At 36.3% G+C, this 16,500-nt stretch carries 16 protein-coding genes; 14 read left to right on the top strand and 2 right to left on the bottom strand.

Annotation, left to right across the window (positions count from 1 at the left end; all coding sequences use genetic code 11):
- Window positions 1-13 precede the first annotated feature (13 nt).
- Together dnaG and rpoD are read left to right on the top strand one after the other, a co-directional pair.
- On the top strand, window positions 14-1,831 hold the full coding sequence (gene dnaG / locus PT287_RS04150; protein ID WP_277132850.1) for a DNA primase: 1,818 nt from the start codon (window positions 14-16) through the stop codon (window positions 1,829-1,831).
- Window positions 1,831-2,952 (top strand): RNA polymerase sigma factor RpoD, encoded by a 1,122-nt coding sequence (gene rpoD, locus PT287_RS04145; protein WP_277132847.1) that lies wholly within the window; start codon window positions 1,831-1,833, stop codon window positions 2,950-2,952. The genes dnaG and rpoD overlap by 1 nt, the downstream gene beginning before the upstream one ends.
- A 49-nt stretch (window positions 2,953-3,001) precedes the next feature.
- Here the strand turns inward: rpoD and PT287_RS04140 are convergent, their stop codons facing one another.
- Window positions 3,002-3,442: an 8-oxo-dGTP diphosphatase gene (locus PT287_RS04140; RefSeq protein ID WP_277132845.1), complete on the bottom strand. Its 441-nt coding sequence runs from the start codon at window positions 3,440-3,442 to the stop codon at window positions 3,002-3,004.
- Window positions 3,443-3,626: 184 nt separating this feature from the next.
- Here PT287_RS04140 and PT287_RS04135 point away from each other — a divergent pair, with 184 nt between their 5' ends.
- From PT287_RS04135 to PT287_RS04095, 9 genes are all read left to right on the top strand, one after another.
- Window positions 3,627-4,316, top strand: a complete 690-nt coding sequence (locus tag PT287_RS04135) for a class I SAM-dependent methyltransferase (protein ID WP_277132844.1) — start codon at window positions 3,627-3,629, stop codon at window positions 4,314-4,316.
- The gene (locus tag PT287_RS04130; protein WP_277132842.1) at window positions 4,303-5,100 is read left to right on the top strand and encodes a Nif3-like dinuclear metal center hexameric protein; all 798 of its coding nucleotides are present in this window, start codon (window positions 4,303-4,305) and stop codon (window positions 5,098-5,100) included. Before PT287_RS04135 ends, PT287_RS04130 begins: the two co-directional genes overlap by 14 nt.
- Before the next feature lie 14 nt (window positions 5,101-5,114).
- The gene (gene pepT / locus PT287_RS04125; protein WP_277132841.1) at window positions 5,115-6,356 is read left to right on the top strand and encodes a peptidase T; all 1,242 of its coding nucleotides are present in this window, start codon (window positions 5,115-5,117) and stop codon (window positions 6,354-6,356) included.
- A gap of 305 nt (window positions 6,357-6,661) precedes the next feature.
- Complete coding sequence (locus PT287_RS04120) at window positions 6,662-7,015, top strand: GntR family transcriptional regulator (protein WP_277132973.1); 354 nt, start codon at window positions 6,662-6,664, stop codon at window positions 7,013-7,015.
- A gap of 11 nt (window positions 7,016-7,026) precedes the next feature.
- Window positions 7,027-7,734: an ABC transporter ATP-binding protein gene (locus tag PT287_RS04115; protein ID WP_277132840.1), complete on the top strand. Its 708-nt coding sequence runs from the start codon at window positions 7,027-7,029 to the stop codon at window positions 7,732-7,734.
- Window positions 7,734-8,564 (top strand): hypothetical protein, encoded by an 831-nt coding sequence (locus PT287_RS04110; protein WP_277132838.1) that lies wholly within the window; start codon window positions 7,734-7,736, stop codon window positions 8,562-8,564. Before PT287_RS04115 ends, PT287_RS04110 begins: the two co-directional genes overlap by 1 nt.
- Before the next feature lie 13 nt (window positions 8,565-8,577).
- Window positions 8,578-9,414: a hypothetical protein gene (locus tag PT287_RS04105; RefSeq protein WP_277132836.1), complete on the top strand. Its 837-nt coding sequence runs from the start codon at window positions 8,578-8,580 to the stop codon at window positions 9,412-9,414.
- A 21-nt stretch (window positions 9,415-9,435) separates the two neighbouring features.
- Entirely contained in the window at window positions 9,436-10,254 is an 819-nt protein-coding gene (locus PT287_RS04100) for a hypothetical protein (RefSeq protein ID WP_277132835.1), read from the top strand.
- A 26-nt stretch (window positions 10,255-10,280) separates the two neighbouring features.
- Entirely contained in the window at window positions 10,281-11,117 is an 837-nt protein-coding gene (locus tag PT287_RS04095; RefSeq protein ID WP_277132834.1) for a hypothetical protein, read from the top strand.
- Window positions 11,118-11,432: 315 nt separating this feature from the next.
- Here the strand turns inward: PT287_RS04095 and PT287_RS04090 are convergent, their stop codons facing one another.
- The gene (locus tag PT287_RS04090; RefSeq protein ID WP_277132832.1) at window positions 11,433-12,605 is read right to left on the bottom strand and encodes an iron-containing alcohol dehydrogenase; all 1,173 of its coding nucleotides are present in this window, start codon (window positions 12,603-12,605) and stop codon (window positions 11,433-11,435) included.
- Between the two features lie 207 nt (window positions 12,606-12,812).
- Between PT287_RS04090 and PT287_RS04085 the strand changes: the two genes are divergently transcribed.
- The 3 genes from PT287_RS04085 to PT287_RS04075 are packed head-to-tail and all read left to right on the top strand — an operon-like array spanning window position 12,813 to window position 16,497.
- Window positions 12,813-14,198 (top strand): Na+/H+ antiporter NhaC family protein, encoded by a 1,386-nt coding sequence (locus PT287_RS04085; protein ID WP_277132830.1) that lies wholly within the window; start codon window positions 12,813-12,815, stop codon window positions 14,196-14,198.
- Window positions 14,199-14,215: 17 nt separating this feature from the next.
- Entirely contained in the window at window positions 14,216-15,430 is a 1,215-nt protein-coding gene (gene mtnK, locus PT287_RS04080) for an S-methyl-5-thioribose kinase (protein WP_277132828.1), read from the top strand.
- A gap of 11 nt (window positions 15,431-15,441) precedes the next feature.
- The gene (locus PT287_RS04075) at window positions 15,442-16,497 is read left to right on the top strand and encodes an S-methyl-5-thioribose-1-phosphate isomerase (RefSeq protein WP_277132826.1); all 1,056 of its coding nucleotides are present in this window, start codon (window positions 15,442-15,444) and stop codon (window positions 16,495-16,497) included.
- Window positions 16,498-16,500 lie beyond the last annotated feature (3 nt).

The following is a 16,500-nucleotide window of genomic DNA, read 5'->3' as shown; positions in this document are numbered from 1 at the left end:
ATGGGTGATATGAATGGCTGGTTTAATTCCAGAAGAAACGATTGCTAAAGTTCGCAATAATGTTAACATTGTCAATGTAATCAGCCAGTATGTCTCACTTGAAAAGAAGGGCAAAGACTATATTGGTCTTTGCCCTTTTCATGAAGAAAAAACGCCCTCATTTACCGTTAATGAGGAAAAGCAGTTTTTTAAATGCTTTGGCTGCGGCAAAGGTGGCAATGTTTTTAAATTCTTGATGGAGAAGGATAATTTAACTTTTCCAGAAAGTGTTCGTAAAGTTGCCGATTTTGCTCATATTGATATTGGTGAAACAGGGCAATCGCAAGGTCATGCTACTAATCCACTGCTTAAAATGCACCAGGATGCCTGTGACTTTTATCAGCGAGTGTTAACCTCAACCAAAGCTGGTAAACGCGGATTAGAATATGCTCAATCACGCGAACTGGATGATGAAATTATTGCCCACTTCAATATCGGCTATGCGCCCAAACAGAACAATCTTTTGTTGACATATTTACGCGGACATGGTTATTCAGATGATGAATTAGCTGCTAGTGGGTTATTTGTTCAAACACAAGATGGTGAACTTTTTGATCGTTTTCGCGATCGGCTGATGTTTCCGCTTAGTAATGAGAGCAACTACGTAATTGGTTTTTCTGGCAGACGCTTGTCAACTGACAAGACAGAAGCTAAATATATCAATAGTCCCGAGACAAAAATTTTTACTAAATCTAAGTTGCTGTTTCATTTTGCGGAAGCTAAAAAGGCAGCTCGCGAAGAAGGTCATTTGGTCTTGTATGAAGGGTACATGGATGTTATTGCGGCATATAAGGCTGGAATTAAGTCCGGAATTGCCTCGATGGGAACAAGCTTGACCGATCAGCAAGTGTACATGTTGCGTCGCATCACCAAAAATATTGTTATCAATTATGATGGTGATGATCCCGGCGTTCACGCAGAAGAACGAGCAGCTAAGATGTTCGATAAGGCTGGCGGCTTTAATGTGGGGATTGTTGTTTTACCGGAAAAATTGGACCCCGACGAATATGTTAAAAAATACGGCGTGGAAAAATATCGTGATGAAATTAAGGGTGCACTAACGCCAACCGATTTTTTCTTAAAACGATTAGCTCAAAAGTACAATCTGGCTAATGATCGTGAAAAAATCGCTTATCTTAGCGATGCCGTCAAAGAAATCGCGGAGCTGTCCAATCCCGTTGAGCAGGACCTTTATTTAGAACGAATTGCGCAGGCGCAAAATGTGTCTAAGGATTCACTCAAGGTCAATTTGCTTCGACAACGGCGGATTAACAACGCAGCGCAAAGACATAAAAATAATGCTGGTCCAGTTGATCCTATTTTAGAAGACGATTCAACACCAATCATTGAGGGTAATCAAACAGCCAAAATCGATCCGGTTCAAACACGATTGTTATACCTATTTATGCATTCGGAACACGCGCGTGATTTTTTACTTGAAAATAATTTTTTATTTCCTGATGAGAAATATGCCGATTTAGCTGAATTATGGTTAAAATTTAGTGAAGAACACGAAAATCCTGAAATAAATAGTTTTTTAGATTTTATTCCTGACGAACTTCAAGGTATAATAGTAAGTACTGAAATGACAGATATGCCCCAGGATTTTTCTGACCGCGAACTTGAAGAGCAGATGGCCGCAATCGAGATGCGTAAAATCAATGCACAGCTGAAAGATTTAGAAAATCAGTTGCAGGATGCAAAACGCAAAACAGATACAACTGAAATTATTGCCATCACTCAGAAAATTTTGCAGTTAAAAAGAATTCAGGGTCAAAGGGGGGCTTTTTAGTGGTAGAAAAGAAAAATACTAGCAAAACAGAAGAACTATCTTTAGATAAGGTAGTTAAGAAAATTGTCAAGGAAGTTAAAAAAGACAAGGCAATAACAGAAGACGAGTTTACTAAGCAGTTAATTAAGCCATATAAGCTGCAGGGTAAGGCTGTCGACCAACTGGTGCAGGAATTTGAAGACAACGGTATTAGTATCGTTGACGAAAAGGGCGAACCATCAAAATTAGCCTTAAAGAAGCAAAAAGACGTCGAAAAAGCTGAATTAAAAGATATGTCAGCTCCTTCAAGTGTCCGCATGAACGATCCAGTTCGGATGTATTTGAAGGAAATTGGTCGGGTGCCGCTATTGAACGCTGACCAAGAAATTTCTTTGGCTAAGAGAATTGAAAAGGGCGACGAAGAAGCTAAACAAGAATTAGCAGAAGCTAACTTGCGGTTGGTTGTTTCTATTGCAAAACGCTACGTTGGCCGCGGGATGTCCTTCCTTGACCTCATTCAAGAAGGAAACATGGGCTTAATGAAGGCTGTAGATAAATTTGACTATAGTCTTGGCTTTAAGTTCTCAACTTATGCCACTTGGTGGATTCGGCAAGCAATTACGCGTGCTATTGCCGATCAAGCGCGGACAATTAGAATCCCAGTTCATATGGTTGAAACCATCAATAAGCTGATTCGGATTCAACGGCAATTGTTGCAAGACTTAGGTCGTGAGCCAGTACCTGAAGAAATTGGTGCCGAAATGGATATGCCAACAAGCAAGGTCCGCGATATTTTAAAGATTGCTCAAGAACCAGTGTCGCTTGAAACACCAATTGGTGAAGAAGACGACTCACATTTAGGTGATTTCATCAAGGATAAGGACGCTACTAGTCCTGAACAACATGCTTCTTACGAAATGCTCAAGGAGCAATTAGAAGAAGTACTTGATACTTTAACTGATCGTGAAGAAAACGTCTTACGTTTGCGGTTTGGTCTTGATGACGGCCGGACACGGACACTTGAAGAAGTAGGAAAAGTCTTCGGTGTAACGCGTGAACGGATTCGGCAGATTGAGGCGAAGGCTTTACGCAAGCTGCGTCATCCTAGCCGCTCTAATCAATTACGTGATTTCTTAGATTAATAACCAAAAAAGATGATTATATCCATTGCGGTAAAATCATCTTTTTTAATTAAAATAATTCGTCATGATTGCCGTCAAGCAAGTGCTCATAAATTTGTTCATTAAAGTAAACGAGCAAATCACGGTCAAAATTATAGGCAAGCTTGTGGCTCATTAATTCATCCTTACTCATCCAAGTTAAAGAACCTTCATTTGAGGCCTTCACTGTACCCGTAAATTCATTGGCAATATAGAAAAATACAATGTAGCGGTGATCGTTATCATCGTAGAATTGCTTAATCCCAGCTAAACGAGGCTGATTAATTGTTAAGTTTGTTTCCTCTTTAACCTCGCGAACAACAGAATCGTGGAATGACTCATGCGCTTCAACGTGGCCACCGGGGAAAGTTAATCCGGGCCAAGTGGGATCATTGCGATTTAAGACCAAAATTTGATCACCGTTAGTTATCATACACATGTTGGTTAATGTAACTCGTTCAGTTCTATCCATAAATCCTCCTAATTTTTCGTTTCTTTATCATCTTACCACTAACCATTTTCTTGAAAAAGGCGTGAATTTTCACTTGTCAAAAAGGAAAAATAATAAACAGCTAGTAATTTTTGTTTTACTGACTGCAACTACTAATTTTATTATGTTAAAATTTGAGTGATACCTAGAGAGCAGAGGAACAAAAATGAATTTACGGTTAAATACTTTAGCACAAATGGTGGATCAAGATGCGCGGGTGGCTGACATTGGCACCGACCACGCGTACTTACCAATCGCACTCGTGCAATCTGGCAAAATCGACTACGCAATTGCCAGCGATATTGCTCAAGGTCCACTGGCCAATGCCCAAGAGGATATTACTCAGGCTGGGCTTGAGCAACAAATTGAAGTGCGGCTAGGTGCCGGTCTTGAAACAATCACTCATGAAGATCGGATTGATACGGTTGTGATTGCTGGAATGGGCGGTAAATTAATGACGGAGATTCTCAATTCCGCTTGGCAAAATGGCTTTCAGTTTCCAACTTTGGTACTTGAACCCAATGTGGGTGAACCCGGCGTACGCAAGTGGCTGGTAGACCATAGTTATCAGATTGAAGCCGAGGACTTAATTGCAGAAGCTGGTCATACCTATGAGCTAATTAAAGCCGTTCGTGTGCCAGCCCCAGTAAAGTTAAATGACGCGGAGATTTTCTTTGGCCCATTAATTTTAAAGGCTAAAAATCCGGTCTTCTACCAAAAGTGGCGTGGTCAACTAGCATACCACCAGAAATTACTGGTCAATCTAAACAAGGCTAAAAATAAAGATACAGAGCATATTGAGCAAATTGAACATGAAATTACAATGATTAAGGAGGAATTAGATGACCAAGGTTAAAGAGATAGTCAAGCGTTTGCGGCAAGATTTTCCCGAAGAAATTGCTAGTCAGGGTGATCCTGTCGGACTCCAAATCGGCTCGCTGGAGCAGCCAGTTACCAAAGTGCTAACAACACTTGATGTGCGGCCACAAGTTGTTGAAGAAGCAATCAGTCAAGATGCTAATTTGATCATTAGTCACCACCCATTAATGTTTCATCCAGCGCGTAATTTAGATTTTGCTGATCCGCAAAATGCAATGTACGGTCAGATTATTGCACATGGCATTACTGTCTATTCAATCCACACTAATTCTGATAAGGCGCAAAATGGTTCAAGTGATTGGCAGGCAGAAGAACTAGGACTGACTGACATTGAGCCATTTTGCTTGGATGATGACGGCATTGCAATTGGACGCAAGGGTAAACTGCCACAAGTGATGACTGCCTATGATTTTGCTTACTATGTTAAGCAAAAGATGGGTATTAAAATGGCGCGGCTAATCACTTCCAATAACCAAAAATTGATTTCTAGTGTTGGCTTTATTTGTGGTGATGGTGGTAAGTATTGGCACCGTGCAGTTAATGAAGGATTAGATGCCTTTATTACGGGGGATGTTTATTATCATACCGGTCATGATATGATTTCTGCAGGATTGACGGTAGTTGACCCAGGGCATTATGCCGAGAAGCTATTTAAGTATCGGGTCTTTGACTTACTGCAAAAGTGGAATACTGAGCAAGACTGGCAGGTAGAAGTTGCTGTTTCTCAGGTTTCAACCAATCCGTTTCAAGATTTAGTTTAATTTAAGGAGAAAAAATGGAATATCCAAATTTGTTACCAAGATTTTTAAAATATGTCCAGGTTAATTCACGCTCTGATGAGCATTCTGACCGTTTTCCGTCGACAGAGCGAGAGGAAAACTTTCAAAAACAGGTTATCATGAGTGACCTGAAGGGATTAGGTTTAAGTGACGTTCATTATAACCAAAAGTCTGGTTGTGTGATTGCCGAAATTCCGGCCAATATTTCTGAAAACGTGCCGGTAATGGGCTTTTTGGCTCACAGTGATACAGCTGACTTTAACTCTGAAAATGTTAAGCCGCAAATCCACGAAAACTATGATGGCAAGTCCAAAATTCAATTGGGTGATTCTGAATTTTATTTAGATCCTGAAGTTTTTCCGCATTTAAAAAATTATCAGGGACAAACGATTATTACGGCATCTGGTGATACCTTACTTGGCGGCGATGATAAGTGTGGTGTGTCCGAGTTAGTAACATTTGCTGAATACTTACTCACTCATCCAGAAGTTAAGCATGGTAAAATTCGCCTTGCCTTTACCCCAGATGAAGAAATTGGTACAGGCGCAGAACACTTTGATGTAGCTGAATTTGGCGCAGACTTTGCCTTTACTGTTGATGGTGAAGCTCCAGGTAAACTTGATTGGGGCACTTTCTCGGCAGCGCAATTCAGTCTTGATATTCAGGGTGTTAACGTGCATCCAGCAGTTGCCAAGGGCCAAATGATTAATGCTGTCCAAGTTGGAATCAATTTCCAAAATCAATTACCGCAAATGGAAGTACCAGAAGAAACAGACGGCAAGCAAGGGTTTTATCATTTAATGAACTTTACTGGTACCGTTGATAATGCACATTTGGACTACATTATTCGTGACTTTGAGCGCGATGGTCTTGAACAACGTAAGAACTTGGTTAAGTCGATTGTTGACAAGATGAATGCCGAGTTTGGTACTGAGCGGATTAAGCTCAAGATGTGGGATCAATATTACAACATGGCCGATGAGTTAGCTAAACACATGGATATTGTTAATTTGGCTCGTGATGCATATAAGGCAGAGGGGTTGACGATTAACGAAGATCCAGTTCGTGGGGGCACAGATGGTTCGCAATTAACTTACATGGGTCTGCCATGTCCTAATCTGTTTGCTGGTGAGGAAAACATGCACGGCCGTTATGAATATACCGTTTTGGAGTCAATGTACAAAGCCGTTGACGTAATGGTTAAGATGGCAGAATTGAACGTTACTAATAATAAGTAGTGGAACAAAATCATCAATAATCCAGTGTTTTATTAAAAATATTTGAGGGCAACAAACGCTTATTTCTCTAAGTAAAATTAACTTTTGCTTGTTTTTAAAAAGTTATGCACAAATAACTTAATTTTCAAAAAAGCTCATTTTAAAGCTGATATATCAACTAAAATGAGCTTTTTATTTTGCACAATGACAAAAAATGTATTTGTGGAACATTGGAACTAACTTAAAAAGGATTGCTTTAAAACACTAAATAGGTTACTATATAAGTGTGTTAGGAAAATAGTACAGTGAGAACGGAAGGTGAACTTTTGGAATTTAAGGATAATATTCCTATTTATCTGCAGATCAAGCAATATCTCTACCGTGAGATTGTTGTCGGCAAATTACAGCCTGGAGAAAAGATCCCGTCGGTACGTAAATTGGCAGTGCAGTTAACGGTTAATGTAAACACGGTACAGCGGGCGTTGCAACAGATGAATGATGAAGGAATTTTATACACTAAGCGTGGCGAAGGAAATTTTGTCACAGAAGATACGGATTTACTAGCGCAGACTAAGCAAAATTTGATTAATGGTGAGTTAGACAAGTTTGTGCAGAGCATGAATGCTTTGGGGGTCACAAACGATCAGCTTAGTTCGATTTTAACGAATTATTTGAAGTAAGGAGTTTTGTAATGGAAAATGTACTTGAAATTAAAGATGTAACTTACAAGAAAAACCAAAAATTGATTTTAAAAGATGTCAATTTAACTTTGCAACCGGGTAAAATCGTTGCACTTCTTGGAGAAAATGGGGCAGGTAAGACCACATTAATGCGGATTATTAGTGGAATGGCTAAAAATTACCGCGGTAGCGTAAAAATTGATGGTTTTGACAAGGACGCTGAGAAAAAAGCACATTTGTCATTTACTGATGGCTTAACTGGCTTTAATGATTCTACTAAAATCAAGGCTGTTGTTGACTTTTACGAAGTTGTCTACCAAGATTTCGATAAGTCGGAATTTGAGCAATTGCGCAGATTTATGAAACTAGATCTTGAAATGCGCCTTAGTCAATTATCACGGGGAATGCGTGAAAAGCTGATTATTGCCCTGACTTTTGCTCGCAAGGCTGATCTGTACCTACTTGATGAACCATTTGGTGGTATCGACGCAATGGCACGCAAAAAGATTATCAATTCGATTATTCTTTGGAAGAATGATAACGCAACGATTCTTATTTCAGACCATTTTGTTAACGAAATTGCATCACTACTTGATGAAGTCGTAATTATTAAAGACCAAACTATTTATGCTCATAAGTCAGCCGACGAAATTCGCAGCAATCATGAAACCATTGAGCAATATTACGAAGGACTTTATGATGGGGATGAGGAAGACTAATGGCTGCTTTTGAACGTTTATTTACCGAATTATTTAAGCAAAAATGCAAAAAGGCCCATGTAATAATTTTGCTGCAATTTTTAAGTGCTTTCGTTACTACGGTATTTGCCTATTTTGAAGGAAATATGATAGTTAGTGGTAGTGAACGCAAAATAGATTTATTTTTACCGTTTTTATTTATTTTCTTTTTCGCATTTAGTTTTTTGTTTTTGCTAATTTACCTAATTATCACTAGCTTTCAAACTGAACAGATTAACCACAGTCAAACATGGCGGTTAGCGCCACTGAGTGATGCCAACATTTACTTAGACAACACACTTAGCTCGTTTGTTAACTTTATCTACTTAGCCTTATTGCAGGTAATTAGTTCGATAATTTTGTTTGGCATTAGCTACTTAGCTAATAAACGAATTAAAAACGGCTGGGATAATATGATGGCAATAATCAGAAAAGGCAACCAAAGTAATGCCACGATTGCTGACTTACTTGGTATAGCATTAATCACCATTCTGCTTGGGTTATTAGTTTACCTAGTTATCAGCTTTTTAAACTTTAGCAGTCAGGCAATCGTTGACTTCTTGCCGGCAGTTTCAAGCAAGCTAGTTGTGACAATCATTCGCTTAATTTTAATTATTGCTATTATGTGGCTTTTAACCGAGATTTACCAGTTTATTAAACCAGTTATTACCTCGCCATTAAGCTACATGTTGGGCGTAGAACATTTAACTATCTGGCCAGCAGTAGGCTTGTTTACGGTACTTGATGTAGTCTTGGCAGCCATTAACATGTTCCTTGTTAGCAGATTCTTTGAAGCAAAGCAAAATAAGTAATTTGAGGTAAAAAATGACAGTTTTTAAGCATTTATTTAAAGAACTTTTTAAGCAAAAGAGACGGAATGCTAATGCGGTAATTATCATTCAATTTGTCGCTGCTATGGCAATTTTGTTAATTACAGTGTGCAACTTAATTATTAATAAAGACTTTTCAAGTGAAGATTGGCGCGATATCGAGCCATTAAGCTACATACTTTTCGGTCTCTTTAGTTTTGTTGCCTTACCAATTTATCTAATTGTTACTTGTGTTAAAAATGAGCGCTTCAATCGCAGTCAAACTTGGCGCCTAGCACCGGTTAATGATGAAATGTTTTATTTGGATAATATTTTGAGTTCGTTTGCATCAGTCATTTATCTAATGGTAGCGCAATTTGTAATTACTGCTGTACTAGTTGGGCTTAGTTCATTACTATTTAAAGATGTTTTCAACGATACAATTAAGTCTTTTGTCAATGGATTTAAAGCTGGAAGTGGATTGCACTTTAATATTGTTGTTGGCAATGTCTTACAAATAATCTGCTTTATCATTTTATTTAGTCTATTTACCTACCTAATTATTAGTTTTTTAAATTTTGCCACGCGGTCAATTATGGATTATTTGCCGGGGATGTCTAGTAAGACTGGGGTATTCATAGTCCAGGTTGTATTGATCATTTTAATTATGAGATTGCTAACGACACTGTTTAAAATATTTGGCAGACTTATAACGTCGCCAATGGGTTTGTTAGGTAGTGCAAGTACCGGCTTGGGTAAAGCAATTCTGATTTATTTGGTACTAGATATTGCTCTTCTTCTAATCAACATGTTTTTAATTAATAAATTTTTTGAAGCGGCACCAAATAAGTAACTGAAGTAGGGAGGCACTGCTATGACAAGTTTTGGACAGTTATTTAAAGAATTATTTAGAAGTAAAAGTAAAAAGTCGTTGCAAATTTTTGTTATCCAACTAATTGCTGCCGCTATTTTAGCAGGCGTGATGACCTTTAAGGCAATTGCAATTCAGGGTGATCCGTTTTTCACCACGTTTCATAGCTTTTTATTCAATTTAACAAGAGTCGTTATGTGGACTGGATTCATCATTGTCTTGGGCAGCTTAATTGGTACCGTGTCTGATACGGAAAAGATCAACCGTAGTCAAACTTGGCGGCTAGTTCCAGCAACTGAAAATACTATTTATTTAAGTAATATTGCTAGCTCACTGGCTTCATTTGCTATCCTGGTCTTACTAGAATTTATTTGTGGAATCGGACCGATGCTGCTGCAATACTTATTGAGCGGTCAACAATCAATGCTTGTAAGCTTCTTTAGTGACATGGCTAAACTTGGTTGGTTAAAGTGGTGCCAAATTTTGGCTGTACTAGCTCTTATCGTTTTAGCTATCTATTTTACAGTGAGCTTTTTAAATTTCAGCAGTCAGACAATTGTTGACTTTTTACCACATTTTTCAGGAAAGCTGACATTAACGATTGTTAGAGTAATTATTATTTTACTGATTTGCTGGCTTGGGGTTAGTGTCACTAACACTCTCTTACCGATCTTTAATTTACCATTTGAATTAATGTATCAAGGAGCAGCGAAGCTGCAATTGTTGAGCAGTATTAGCATTTTAGTGATCTTTAACTTATTCGTGGGTGCAATCGATCTGTTATTTATTAATAAATCGTTTGAAGCAAAGCAAAATAAATAATTGTTTAACAGCAAGAAGGCATAAAAATGACTAATTTTACTAAGTTATTTGGCGTAATGTTTAAGCAAAAAAGAGGGACCGCACACTTATTAATCGGCATTCAATTATTGGCTGCATTTGTTATTGCAGCTTTAAATTGGCTTAATCATAATGCAATGAACGTTTATTTTAACCGTTTGGAAATGAATGACTTTTTCCCGCAGTGGGGGATTTTCATAATTTCTCTGAGCTTTTTATGTCAATTAATTTTCTTTCTAGTTGCTGTGTCCAAGACGCAGCAAAATTGTACTAGTCAAACTTGGCGACTAATTCCCGTAAGTGATACCAATTTTTTCTTAATTGATTTTGCAAGCACGATTATTAGTGCAGTTTATCTGGCATTCTTGCAATTACTTGCGTTAGGCTTTGTTTTTGGCATTTCTTTTATCACGAGTAAAAACTTTCACGTTGACTTTCTACAAGAACTGCATAAAGACAGCCAAATCATCACTTACAATGGCATGGCTGCCGGCAGACTTGTAGAATTAGTCAGCTTAGTTTTATTGCTAGTTATTGTAGTCATTTTAGCAATTAACTTAGTTTGCTTTTGCTGGCAACTAATTGGCAATATTTTTAATAGTAGGTCAAATAGCGTGATATTAATGCTGTGTTGGTTTTTCTTCCTGTATGGCATTTGCCGACCAATTTTATCAGTATTTAATTTCTTACCACAGGCATTAAACTATCCACTTAATTTTATTGCTGGACAATATACAGCGGGCGTTAGCAGCTCAGTTGGCATTTTACTTTTGATTGCTGTGGTACTGTTTGCAATCAACCTTTACTTAGTTAATAAATTTGTCGAAGCAAAAGCTAACAATTGATTTTTAACATTTAAACAACAAAAGACCTTCAATAAACTTGAAGGTCTTTTTTGTGTGCAATAAATAATTTGTAATAGCCTAGTAGATTGAATTATTAAATGAAGGAGATACTTTAACTTATTAATCTAAAGATACTATTTATTATAATTTTTAACTTTAGCAATGATTAACGGTAGTAGTACTACTAATGCAAGCATTATTGCCAATACATTGGGAATAAACTTAATAACCATATTAAATACTAAAACCAAATAAATGATCAGCAAGATAATATTATACGTTTTTTTCATTATAATTTGTAAATTATTAACACGATTATAATGCAATGTTCAAAATTTTAACAATGTCATCAGAATATAACTTCTTGTAGTGACCTACAGGAACCTTATCATCATGGGTGGCATGTAGTCCCATTTCTTTAAATTTAGAATCGTCTTTTATACCAATTTCTTTTAGGCTCTTATGCATACCAACCATAGTGAAGAAGTCAGTAAATCGTTTAATCAAAAGGTCGATTACTTCTTCTTGTGAAAATGCATAAGTGTCAATATTAAACATCCGACTGGCAAGCTGAACAAATTTATCTGGCAATTCCTTGCTGACATACTTCATCCAAGCTGGAAAGACAATAGCCATTCCTTCGCCATGAGTAATACCATATTCAGCACTTAGCTCATGTTCAATTCGATGAGAACCCCAATCAGGTTCACGCCCTGATTCAAGGGAGTTATTGTGGGCAGTTACAGCAGTCCACATAATTTCAGCACGTAATTCATAGTTAGTTGGATCTTTAGTCAATTTGTATGCCGTAGCCATTAGAGCAGTCATAGCTCCTTCAAGCATACGATCAGTTAAATTAACATCTTTAACTATCGTAAAATATCTTTCGAGCATATGAGACATCATATCAGAAATACCAGCTCCTGTTTGGAATGCAGGAACTTTTAATGTGTATTCAGGATTCAAAATCGAAAATTTAGGAATAATTAAATTGGTTTCTACACCGAGCTTAAATTCACCATTGTCGATGATGGTAGCATTAGACATTTCCGAGCCAGATGATGCAGCAGTTGAAATTACACCAATTGGTAGGGACTTTTCAACTGTTACTTTACCTTGGAAAAAGTCCCATGCATCACTATCATAAAGTGCTGAAAATGAAACAGCCTTTGCTGTATCAATAACGGAGCCACCGCCAACAGCTAAAATAAAGTCGATTTTATTCTCACGCACGATATTAGCTAGCTTATTTACTAAAGAAACTTCTGGATTAGGAACAATATCGCCATTTTCAATATAGTTGATTTTAAATTTATTAAATTGCTCCTTAATTACAGCCGAAATACCAAGGAAATTATAGTAATCACCACTAAATAGAACTAAAACATTTTTGGTTTTAGTTAATTCACTAGTTAATTGACCAACCTTTTTTTCTTCACCCTTACCAAAATACATATTAGCTGGGTTGTAATAATTAAAATTCTGCAAAATAAACCTCCTTAAAAATTTTTATAACTTACAGCGCTTACAGTATTGCACAAAAATCAATTAAAAACAATAAAAACCAAAATAAAAGTATAAAAAATTATCTTTTTTTGGTTTTATGTTGAATTTATTTTGTTTATGATTATAATCTATAACTGTGAGCGCTTACTAGAAAACTTATCAAAAGATCTTAACTAAAGGAGGTCTGTAATGAACGAAAAAAAAGAACTATCTCAATCGAAAAGCGGTAGTTTCATGGGGCTAATGCCCTTAATTATATTTTTGATTTTATATGCACTAACAGGTTTTATAACCGGAAAATTTGACAGTATGCCGTTACTAGTCGGAATGATTATTGCTTCAATGGTTTCTTTTGCATTAACACCACCAAAAGGAACAGAAAAACAAAGTTTTGACCAAAAAGTAATGACATTCTGTAAGGGTGGTGGTGAACCAACCTTAATCATGATGGTAGTGATTTTTATTTTAGCTGGGGCCTTTCAAGGCGTTGCCACTAAAATGCATGCTGTTTCTTCAATTACTAATTTAGGACTAAGTTTATTGCCATCACAAATGATATTGCCAGGGATATTCGTTATTGGCTGTATTTTGAGTTTTGCTATGGGTACCTCAATGGGTACCGTTGCTGCATTAATGCCTGTAGCTGTTGATGTAGCTGTTAAGACTGGTGTTAATCCAGCGTTAATGGCTGGTATCGTTGTTGGTGGGGCAATGTTTGGTGATAATAACTCGTTTATTTCTGCAACTGCTATTGCTTCTGCACAAACTCAAGGTGTAATGCAACGTGAAAAGTTCAAATTAAATATCATAACTTATCTTCCAGCCCTTGTAATTAATATTATTTTGTTAGCTATTTATCCTATTAAAACTGTCTCTATGAGTGGTTCGTATTCATATAACTTAGTTGATATTATTCCTTACTTATTGGTCATTATCCTATCACTTGTTGGAATGAATGTTATGCCAGTAATGATTATTGGAGTTTTATCAGGTATTGTCATTGGAATTATTCATGGTGACTTTAGCTTAATTGGTTCGATGACTTATGTTCAAAGTGGAATGGCTGGAATGGAAGATATGTCCATTATTGCAATTTTTGTTGGTGGACTAGTTGAAGTCATGAAGTATCTTGGCGGAATCCAGTGGTTAATGGATAAGCTGGGTAAAGAAACTAAGACCAAGCGTGGAGCTGAATTTTCAATCGGTATGCTCGTAACTTTACTTTGTGTAGCAACTACTAATAATACGATTGCAATTATCACTGTAGCACCATTAGCAGAAGAAATTGGACATAAATTCCATTTAGCAAGGTCAAGAGTTGCTACTTTGCTTTCAATGTATGCAACCCACGTTCAAGGTTTAATTCCATATGCTGGTCAATTGTTAGTTGCGGGAGCAATGGCAAAGGTATCCCCAGTATCAATTATGCCTTGGGTTTGGTATTGCTACCTAACTCTGATATGTAGTATTTTGTTTGTCATTCTTGATTTTCCTAGAGTTAAAGTTACTCCAGAATCCGGTTACGATAATTTCGAGACTAAAACAACAGACAAAGTAAGTGAAGCAATAAATTAAAAATCAAAGGAAATAAAATGGATTATTCAAAACATTTTTTATTAAATACTGAAACAGTCAAACAATATGTTAAAGATAAGACAAATATTTTTGATGGAACTGATGTATCAGATTTAAAGAGTAAAGAGATTAGTGACGGTAATATTAATTACGTTTACTCAGTTGCCAATTCTCAAAAATCAGTTGTAGTTAAGCAGGCTGATAATAAAATCAGAACTTCTGGAAGAGAACTAGATCGACATAGAAATGTACTTGAATATAAGACTTTAAGCATTGAAGGGAAACTAACCAATGGTATGGTTCCTAAAATGTATAACTATGATGAAACGATGTCAGCAATCATTATGGAAGACGTTTCTGCCTATAAAAACTTACGTAAAGAATTGCATGCTGAAAAAATTTTTCCAAAATTAGCAGAACAAATTTCGTCATTTATGGTAGATGCTCTTTTACCTACAACTGACTTAATATTCGATCGGCATCAAAAGAAGAATGTAGTTAAAGAATTTATTAATGTCGATTTATGTGATATTACTGAAGATTTGGTTTTAACAGAACCATACTACAACTATAAGAATCGTAATACATTTGATGATGCTCTAGATAATTTTGTTAAACAAAATTTGTATGAAAACGATGAATTAAAGGCTAATGTAGCAGAGCTTAGAAATAATTTTATGAATAATGCCCAGGCATTATTACATGGTGATTTACACAGTGGCTCTATTTTTATTAATCAAAATGGAATTAAAATTATTGATCCAGAATTCGCCTTCTATGGTCCAATTGGTTATGACATTGGGAATGTACTTGGTAATTTGGTTTTCCCATTAGTTGTTGAATACAGCAAAAAAGAAAATAAAAATTCTGAATTCATGACTTGGCTTGAGAATACTATTGAAGATATTTTTGACTTAACAATTAAAAAGCTTTATCTGAAATATGATGAATTAGTTGAATTTCCTTTGTATAAAGAAAGAAAATTTGAAAACTCTTATATTTCTTCAATCATTGCTGATTCTCTTGGTTATGCAGGTACAGAAATTATTAGAAGAACAGTTGGCGATTCAAAAGTTTTAGAAATAACTTCTATTACGAACGTTGAACAAAGAAATATTGTTTCAAAGGCTCTAATTAAAATTGGTACGGACTTAATTTTAAATAGAAAACTTTATAGTGCTGGTAATCAACTGATTTCAGATATTGCAGAAATTTCTGATTCAATCATATAAGGAGACATAATTTGAAAAGAGAAGACAAAGGAATGCCATTCCTTTTAAAATATGAAAATGTTGCTTGGTATGAGAATGGCATCGTAAAAATTCTTGATCGAAGAGTTTATCCAACTAAAAAGCATTTTGTGATTTGTAAAAATTATCATGAAGTCATTAAAGCTATTCAAGATATGGTAACTCAAAGTGCTGGACCGTATACAGCGGTTGGCATGGGCATGGCATTAGCAGCTTATCAATGTAAAGATATGGCCGAAGACAAGCAACTTGAGTTTTTGCTTCAGGCAAGCCAAGAACTTGGAAATGCTAGACCAACAACAGCTAATCGCTACAAAAAAATAACTGATAGAGCTTATGAGGTTGCAAAGAAAGCAATTCAAGATGGTAGCAGTCCCATTGATGCAATTGTTGAGGATACCGTAGATTCATTAAATCGTCGCTACTCAACAATGCAAAAGGTTGGCGATTATCTAGTTGATTTATTCCCCGATCATTCAGGTATTTTAACTCAGTGCTATGGAGAAACAATTATTGGTGCAATTATTCGTGCTGCAAGAAGAACTAATAAAGTTTTTAAGATTTATGATGCAGAAACTCGGCCATTTATGCAAGGTGCAAGATTAACTGCTAGTTGTTTTGCTGAATCAGGTTTTGATACAACTGTGCTAACAGATAACATGATCAATTTTGGGCTAGAACATGAACGAATTGACTTTTATACTTCTGCCGCAGATACCATTGCAATGGATGGGCATATTGCTAATAAAATTGGAACTAAACAAATTGCTATTTTAGCAAATCGTGTTGGTGTGCCATATTTTGTAACAGGTATACCTGATACAGATAAAAAAGATACTAATTCAATTAAAATTGAATTTCGTGATCCTAATCAAGTTCTTGAATTTCAGGGAACTCGGGTTTGTGCTCCTGATGTCCATGCAATTTATCCCGCATTTGATATAACACCACCGGAATTAATTGGAGGAATTGTAACAGATAAAGGTGTTTATTCACCATATAACTTAAATAAATATTTGACTGATGGAAAAGTAGAGGAGTTTTATTAAAAA

The organism is Lactobacillus sp. ESL0679 (genome assembly GCF_029433515.1).
GTDB lineage: Bacteria > Bacillota > Bacilli > Lactobacillales > Lactobacillaceae > Lactobacillus.
Note: the sequence above shows the minus strand (reverse complement) of the source record. Positions and strands in the feature narration are given on the sequence as shown.